7 protein-coding genes are annotated in these 6102 nt (G+C 60.8%); 1 reads left to right on the top strand and 6 read right to left on the bottom strand.

Annotated features, from left to right (window positions below):
• Positions 1-320: 320 nt before the first annotated feature.
• Positions 321-758, top strand: coding sequence for a large conductance mechanosensitive channel protein MscL (gene mscL / locus VIW95_RS11425; RefSeq protein WP_349259320.1), 438 nt, complete (start codon positions 321-323; stop codon positions 756-758).
• 81 nt (positions 759-839) lie between these two features.
• On the opposite strand, the gene VIW95_RS11420 is transcribed toward mscL, so the two are convergent.
• The 6 genes from VIW95_RS11420 to VIW95_RS11395 form a co-directional block, all read right to left on the bottom strand.
• Positions 840-2465, bottom strand: coding sequence for an alkaline phosphatase family protein (locus tag VIW95_RS11420; protein WP_331586531.1), 1626 nt, complete (start codon positions 2463-2465; stop codon positions 840-842).
• 236 nt (positions 2466-2701) lie between these two features.
• Positions 2702-3961, bottom strand: coding sequence for an aspartate aminotransferase family protein (locus VIW95_RS11415; protein WP_331586529.1), 1260 nt, complete (start codon positions 3959-3961; stop codon positions 2702-2704).
• Between the two features lie 250 nt (positions 3962-4211).
• Complete coding sequence (locus tag VIW95_RS11410) at positions 4212-4613, bottom strand: RidA family protein (protein ID WP_331586527.1); 402 nt, start codon at positions 4611-4613, stop codon at positions 4212-4214.
• 15 nt (positions 4614-4628) lie between these two features.
• The gene (locus VIW95_RS11405; RefSeq protein WP_331586524.1) at positions 4629-4973 is read right to left on the bottom strand and encodes a DUF190 domain-containing protein; all 345 of its coding nucleotides are present in this window, start codon (positions 4971-4973) and stop codon (positions 4629-4631) included.
• A 2-nt stretch (positions 4974-4975) separates the two neighbouring features.
• On the bottom strand, positions 4976-5323 hold the full coding sequence (crcB, locus tag VIW95_RS11400) for a fluoride efflux transporter CrcB (protein ID WP_349259319.1): 348 nt from the start codon (positions 5321-5323) through the stop codon (positions 4976-4978).
• A gap of 63 nt (positions 5324-5386) precedes the next feature.
• On the bottom strand, positions 5387-6102 hold a 716-nt coding region (locus VIW95_RS11395), incomplete at its 5' end, for a hypothetical protein (protein WP_331586520.1).

Raw genomic sequence — 6102 nt, 5'->3', positions numbered from 1 at the left:
CGGGCTTTGCGCGCACGCCCCATTCGCCCATCTGGTTCATCCAGCCGAGGTCAGGAGTCCCGGATTCGTAGAGCTTCTGAAGATAGACGGAAGGTTCGAGCTTGTATTTCGCTTGCGACCCGACCCGCTCTTCATCCTTTATATGGACTGCTCCCATCGGCTGGCCTCCTGAATCCGCGCGTTACTACATCGGGTACCAGAAGCGTTTCTGGAATGTCAATCCAGCATCAGTCAGCCCGTTTTACTTGGTCGCGTTCTGGTGCTTTTGTAAGCGAGGCTCCTCACCAATCCAGCCCAACGAAGGAGGACGCATCGTGTCGATACTCTCGGAGTTCAAAGCATTCGCGATCAAGGGCAACGTGATCGATCTCGCGGTCGGCTTCGTGGTCGGCGCCGCGTTCGGGAAAATCGTGACCTCGTTTACCACCGACATCCTGATGCCGCCGATCGGGCTGGCGCTCGGCGCGGTCGATTTCTCGAACCTGTTCGTCAACCTGTCGTCGAAGCACTACGCCACCATTGCGGATGCGAAGAAGGCGGGCGCACCGACGCTGAACGTTGGATTGTTCCTCAACACGATCATCGATTTCGTCATAATCGCGTTCGCTGTCTTCCTTCTCGTCAGATGGATTAATCACCTGACCGGGGCCGACAAACCGCAACCAGCCAACACCAAGGATTGCCCGTTTTGCGCTACCACGATCCCGCTCGCCGCATCGCGATGCCCGCACTGCACGTCGGAACTGAAGGCAGCGTAGTCGCTCCCGGAATCAGCCACAAAATGAAGCGGGCGCGTATCGGCACGCGCCCGCCTCGATTTCAAATCCAGATGACCGTGTCTATTTGTGTCCGCCGGTCACCTCTCCAGTCGAAGGATCCAGGAATAGTTGGTTGCGATGGCCCGGGTTCAGCTTCTGCGTGAAGTCGAACATGTTCTCAATCGATCCGGAAATCGCGTCGAACGAACCGTTGCCGATCCTTCCGAGGTTCCAGTTGTCCTCGACGAAGTGGATGATCGAGCTCTGGTCGGTCAAAGTGTGATCGACGAAGTTCGACTTGGCGAAGGGCGAGATCACCAGCATCGGAATTCGCGGTCCGTAGCCGCATCGGCCCTGTATGCCGTCGAGCGGAGTGCCGTTGCCGCACTTGCCGGGGCCGTTCAGCTCATCGCTGTGCGCCGCGCTGCTCGCTTGCAGGACCGCCGACGAGTTGATGATTGGCCCGATCTGATGATCGTACCAGCCGTCGGAATCGTCCCAGGTGATCACGATGGCAGTGTTGCTCCAGAAATCGGAGTTCTGGATCGTATTGATGACGTTGACCACGAATTCCTGCTCCATCAGCGGGTCGGAGTAGCCCGCATGACCGTCCATGTTGGCCGGGGCCTTGAGGAAGCTGACTGCCGGCAGATTGCCCGCATTAAGCGCGTCGAAAAAGTCGTGGATGTCGTAGTTGTGGTTAGCCCCGGTGTCCGCGCTGGTGCCGTACTCGCTCGGCGGAACGCTGGGCCGCGTGTGCATCGGGTTCGCGGTGCTGCTGAAATACTGGAAGAAGGCATGATGCGGTATGTAGTCGGCGGTAAAGTTGCTAGCGGCCGGGGGAACCGTGAGACTATTGGCGGGAGTCGCCGGACTCGACCGATGGCAACCGGTTGTTCCATTAGGATTCGTGATAGTCAAATCGAAGCCGCCCATGAACGAACCCCAGCTCAATCCCTGCGCGCTCAGTAGGTTGCCGATGTTCTGACCGCCTATCGCGACGTTGGTGGTCTGATTCGAACACGGGTCGCCCGTGGGATCGAGATCGGATACCAGCGTCCCGTCCACGACGCTGGTCGAGGTTCCTGTGAGCGTCGCGGGAGAGGTGTTACCGGCGACCAGGTTCAATACGCCCGGCGTCGACGGCCCGAAGGTCGTTCCGTAGAAGCTGTCGTTCAGCGCGTAGTTCTGCGCGTAGTTCCACATCGCCGTGACGGTGTTGCCGTCGAAGTAGCCCATCACGATGCCATTGCCTTTTCCGTACGAATAGAACGGGTTGCAGAAGGCGCTTCCTCCCACACCAACGCTGGCCGGGAACAGATCCATCAGGCCCATGTCAAAGGCCTTCTGCTCGTCGCCGTAGTTGTGATCCTGGTCGCAGGTCGACGCTTGGCTGCGATCGAGAAGAAATGGATTGATGGCGCTGGCGCCGTTGGCGGCGTTGCCTGCGTTCGGATTGTTGCTCAACAGCGAGCCGGTCAATCCGTTCACGGTCGGAGTCCCGGGTTGCGCGACGAAGTCCGTCGCGTTTGGGTAACTGCCGAAGTAATGGTCGAACGACACGTTCTCCTGAAAGATCACCACGACGTGCTGGATCGGTGTCATCGTCGTTGACGGCATCGGCGGCTTCGCCATCGCCGGCCCCGCGCAGATCGACGTGATCGCGAGCGTAATGACAGCGCGCACGAGTAGCTTGGTTCCTCGCATGATGAGTATTCCTCCCTGGTATGTGGTTGCGCGCGGACCAACTCGGTCCGCAACGCGGAGACTAACCGGGGAACGTGACGGCGCGATGAATGGGATTTTTCGGCGCGACAAATTTCGCGTGACGGGAGCGCGTCAATTTCGCGTCACGACGATAAACGACAAGGGAAAAGAAAAACCCGCGATGGTGACAACGCGGGTTTCCGTCGTTTAAGACAAGCTGTGTGCTGACGCCGTGGTTATTCGCCGGCCTGCGCGACGTCAGCCATCGCTTTCGCAGCGCGCTCGCAAATCTCGCTCAGCACTTCGTCGGTGATCACGGTCGAGAGCGCGATCATCCCGCGCGGCGCGAGGAACAGCCCCTGGTTGAGCGCCGCCAGATGGAAATTGGCGATCGCGCGCGCGTCCTCGCGGGCAATCGTCGCAGGCGGCGCGTCTTTGAGGAAAAATACGTTCAGTAGCGATCCACAGTGCTGCACGGAAAACGGCAGATCCACCTGGCGCGCCGCGCGCGCGAGCTCTGCCGCAAGCCGCTCGGCTTGCTTGGCCATCTTGTCGATTCGCGCTTTCGTCAGTTCGCGTATCGATACGCTGCCGGCCGCGCAGGTGACGGGATTGCCGTTGAAAGTGCCCGAATGAAAAATCGAGCCGCGATTGCGCGGGTCGAAGGTCGACATTACTTCTTCGCTGCCGCCGATCGCGCCGACCGGGAATCCGCCGCCGATGATCTTGCCGAACATCGTCAGGTCCGGCTTGACCTCGAAAATCTGCTGCCCGCCGCCTTCGGCCAAGCGCAGCGTGATTACCTCATCGAGGATGAACATCGCGCCCGCGCGACGCGTCGCTTCAGCCACGCGCTCGAGAAATCCCGCGGGCGGTTCAACGATTCCCGCTGATCCGAGTACCGGCTCGAGAAACACCGCCGCGATTTCCGCGCCTCGCTCCGACAGCAACGCCTCGAACGCCGTCGCCTCGCCGAAGTCAGCGAGCATCGTGCGCTCGCCGTCCAGGCCGGCCAGCCCGACTTCCAGGTCGTCGTACGATCCGTGATAGCCGTAGCGCGCCATCAGGATGAGCTTGCGGCCGGTGAGGCGTCGCGCGACGTGCGCCGCGAGCATCCCGGCCTCGGTTCCTGAATTGCAAAATCGCACGCGCTCGACCGACTCGACGCGTTCGCACAACAGCGTCGCCAGGTCGGTCTGCGCTTCCGAGCGCGCCGGCCACGAGCTGCCGTCCTTGACCGCCTTGGTCGCAGCCTCGACGATCGGCGGATACGCGTTGCCGTGAACGAGGCTGGTGTAATTGCCGAGCAGATCGACGTACTTGTTGCCGTCAACGTCCCACAGGAACGGTCCCTCGCCGCGCTTGAGGGTGAGCGGGTAGGGCTTGTAATTGGTCGTGGTACGCGTGTCACCGCCAGGCATTACGCGTTCGGCGCGCTTGGCGAGCTGCGCGGATTTTTCGGTCACGCCGCGATATTGTTCCTCGATACTGGTCATCGTCCCCGTCCCCCGACGCGATGCAACAAGAGGTTGCGCTTCTGCTTCCACTATAATTTCCTCCATCGTTTGCGTTCCCTGCAAGTCAGGCTCCCTCCGTCGGCGGCTCTGCCGATGAACCCTACTGTCTACTATGACCGCACGAACGAATCAAATTGTAAGAAATTATAACATGGGGGCAGTCCGGGGTTAATTCCAGCCTCCGGACCCTGGCGCCAGCCCCGTCAGAACCCGACCGTCGCCCAGCCGCTCATTTCACCGCCGCGATCGCTTCCATCTCGACCATCAGCCCGTCCACTGCGAGCGACGTCACGCCCACCATCGTCGAGGCCGGCGGCTCGCCTTCAGGAAACAGCTCCGCGCGCGCCTCGCGCATCGCGGAATAGTCCGCCTGCTTGTAGTTCACGATGTAGGTATTGGTTTTCACGATGTCAGCGGCGGTGGCTCCTGCAGCGGTCAGCGCAGCTTTCAGATTGCTGGCGGCCTGTCGAATCTGCGCCTTCAGGTCACCCGGCCCGACCAGCTTGCCTTCCTTATCCACTGCGACCTGGCCCGAAATGAAGACCAACTTCGAGGCGCCCGCTATCGTCACAACTTGCGTAAAGCCGCGGGGCGTCATCAGCGTATCCGGATTGATATATTTTTTTTCCACGTCTCTACTCCTCGCTCAATTTTTCGATTTGCCGTCGCCGTATTGTAGTACCTGTACTTTCTCGACCGTGATCAGCCCGGAGCCCATCATCTTGTCCAGTACAGGCAGGAACGCGTCGATCTTCGCCTGGCTGTCGACGATCTCAATGATCATCGGCAGGTCCTCCGACAGCCGCAGAATTTTGGCCGAATGCAGATGGCTGGATCGGCCAAAGCCCATCGGGCCGCGCAGGACCGTCGCGCCGCCGAGTTGAAGCTCGCGCGCCTTCAGCACGATCGCTTCGTACAGCGGCTTGTGGTCTGAGCGTTCGCTCTCGCCGATAAAAATTCTCAACAACACCGCATCGCGTGGGATTTGCATCACTACACTCCCCGATTAAGCGCCGTCGCGGCGACGAAGCCTATCCATACTGACACGAGGCACAGCACAACCGAACCGGCTGCGTTCAATGCGGCCGGCATCCACTCGCCCGCCTGCATCAGGTAGAGCGTCTCGAGCGAAAAACTCGAGAAGGTCGTGTAGCCGCCGCAGATTCCGATCATCACGAACTGGCGCGCCGGCGTGCCGACCAGCAAGCGCCCATCTGGACCCGTCAACGTCGCGAAAAATCCAATCACCAGGCATCCCGTGATATTCACGAGCATCGTGCCGTATGGAAACGTGCCGCCGGTAAATGTCGTGACGACGCCGGAAACAAAATACCGTCCCATCCCGCCGAGCGCGCTGCCAATCGCAATCAGGACATATGCAAGCACCCAAACCTCCCGTCCGTTTCAGGCCGCCACGTGGCCGCCGTCGGCGACTGCGTTGACAATCAGGTGAAGATAAATGAGTCCACCGTACGGATGCCACCGCTCGAGCATTTTGCCGACGCGGTCGTAAGTCGGCGCGTCGCCCACCCCGAGCCATTCGAACAGTTTGTTGCGTCCGCCGACATCGTCGCCCGGGAAAATGTTGATCCGCCCGAAGCCGCGCAGCATCACGTACTCCGCGGTCCAGCGTCCGACGCCGCGAATCTTCGAGAGGCGCGCGATCGCGTCGTCGTCGCCGAGCCGCTCGATCGATGCGAAATCGCGATCCTTCGGATCGATCGCCATCTGTGCGAGACCGATCAGATATTCACCCTTCTGCCTGCTGAGGCCCAGCGCGCGCATAGCGTCGGGAGTCGAGCGCGCAATCGTGGCCGCGAGAGGGAATGATCGCATCGGCGCCGCCACGCGCTCAACCCCGGGCACTCCGCACGCCTCGGCAATCCGATTGAGCACGTGCATTCCCGCGCTCAGCGACACGAGCTGGCACGCGACCGCGTTCGCGAATCCTTCAAACACGGTGGCGTATCGCACCGGCTTCATTCCTCGCAAACGCTCGGCCAGCTCACGCAGATGCGTGTCGCGACGAGCGAGTTTGTAGAAATCCGACAGGTCGCGCTTCAGCCCGAGCATCCTCGTCACGATCGCGCTGACTTCCGCCTTTACCATTTGGGGTCGGG

It is taken from the genome of Binatus sp. (SeqCode) (genome assembly GCF_036522015.1).
Classification (GTDB): domain Bacteria; phylum Desulfobacterota; class Binatia; order Binatales; family Binataceae; genus Binatus.
This window is presented reverse-complemented; position numbering and strand designations above follow the sequence as displayed.

Coding starts and splice junctions, on each gene's coding strand:
- VIW95_RS11405 (WP_331586524.1), bottom strand. CDS start 4,973: ATGCAAATCCCACGCGATGCGGTGTTGTTGAGAATTTTTATCGGCGAG.
- VIW95_RS11415 (WP_331586529.1), bottom strand. CDS start 3,961: ATGACCAGTATCGAGGAACAATATCGCGGCGTGACCGAAAAATCCGCG.
- VIW95_RS11420 (WP_331586531.1), bottom strand. CDS start 2,465: ATGCGAGGAACCAAGCTACTCGTGCGCGCTGTCATTACGCTCGCGATC.
- crcB (WP_349259319.1), bottom strand. CDS start 5,323: ATGGGACGGTATTTTGTTTCCGGCGTCGTCACGACATTTACCGGCGGC.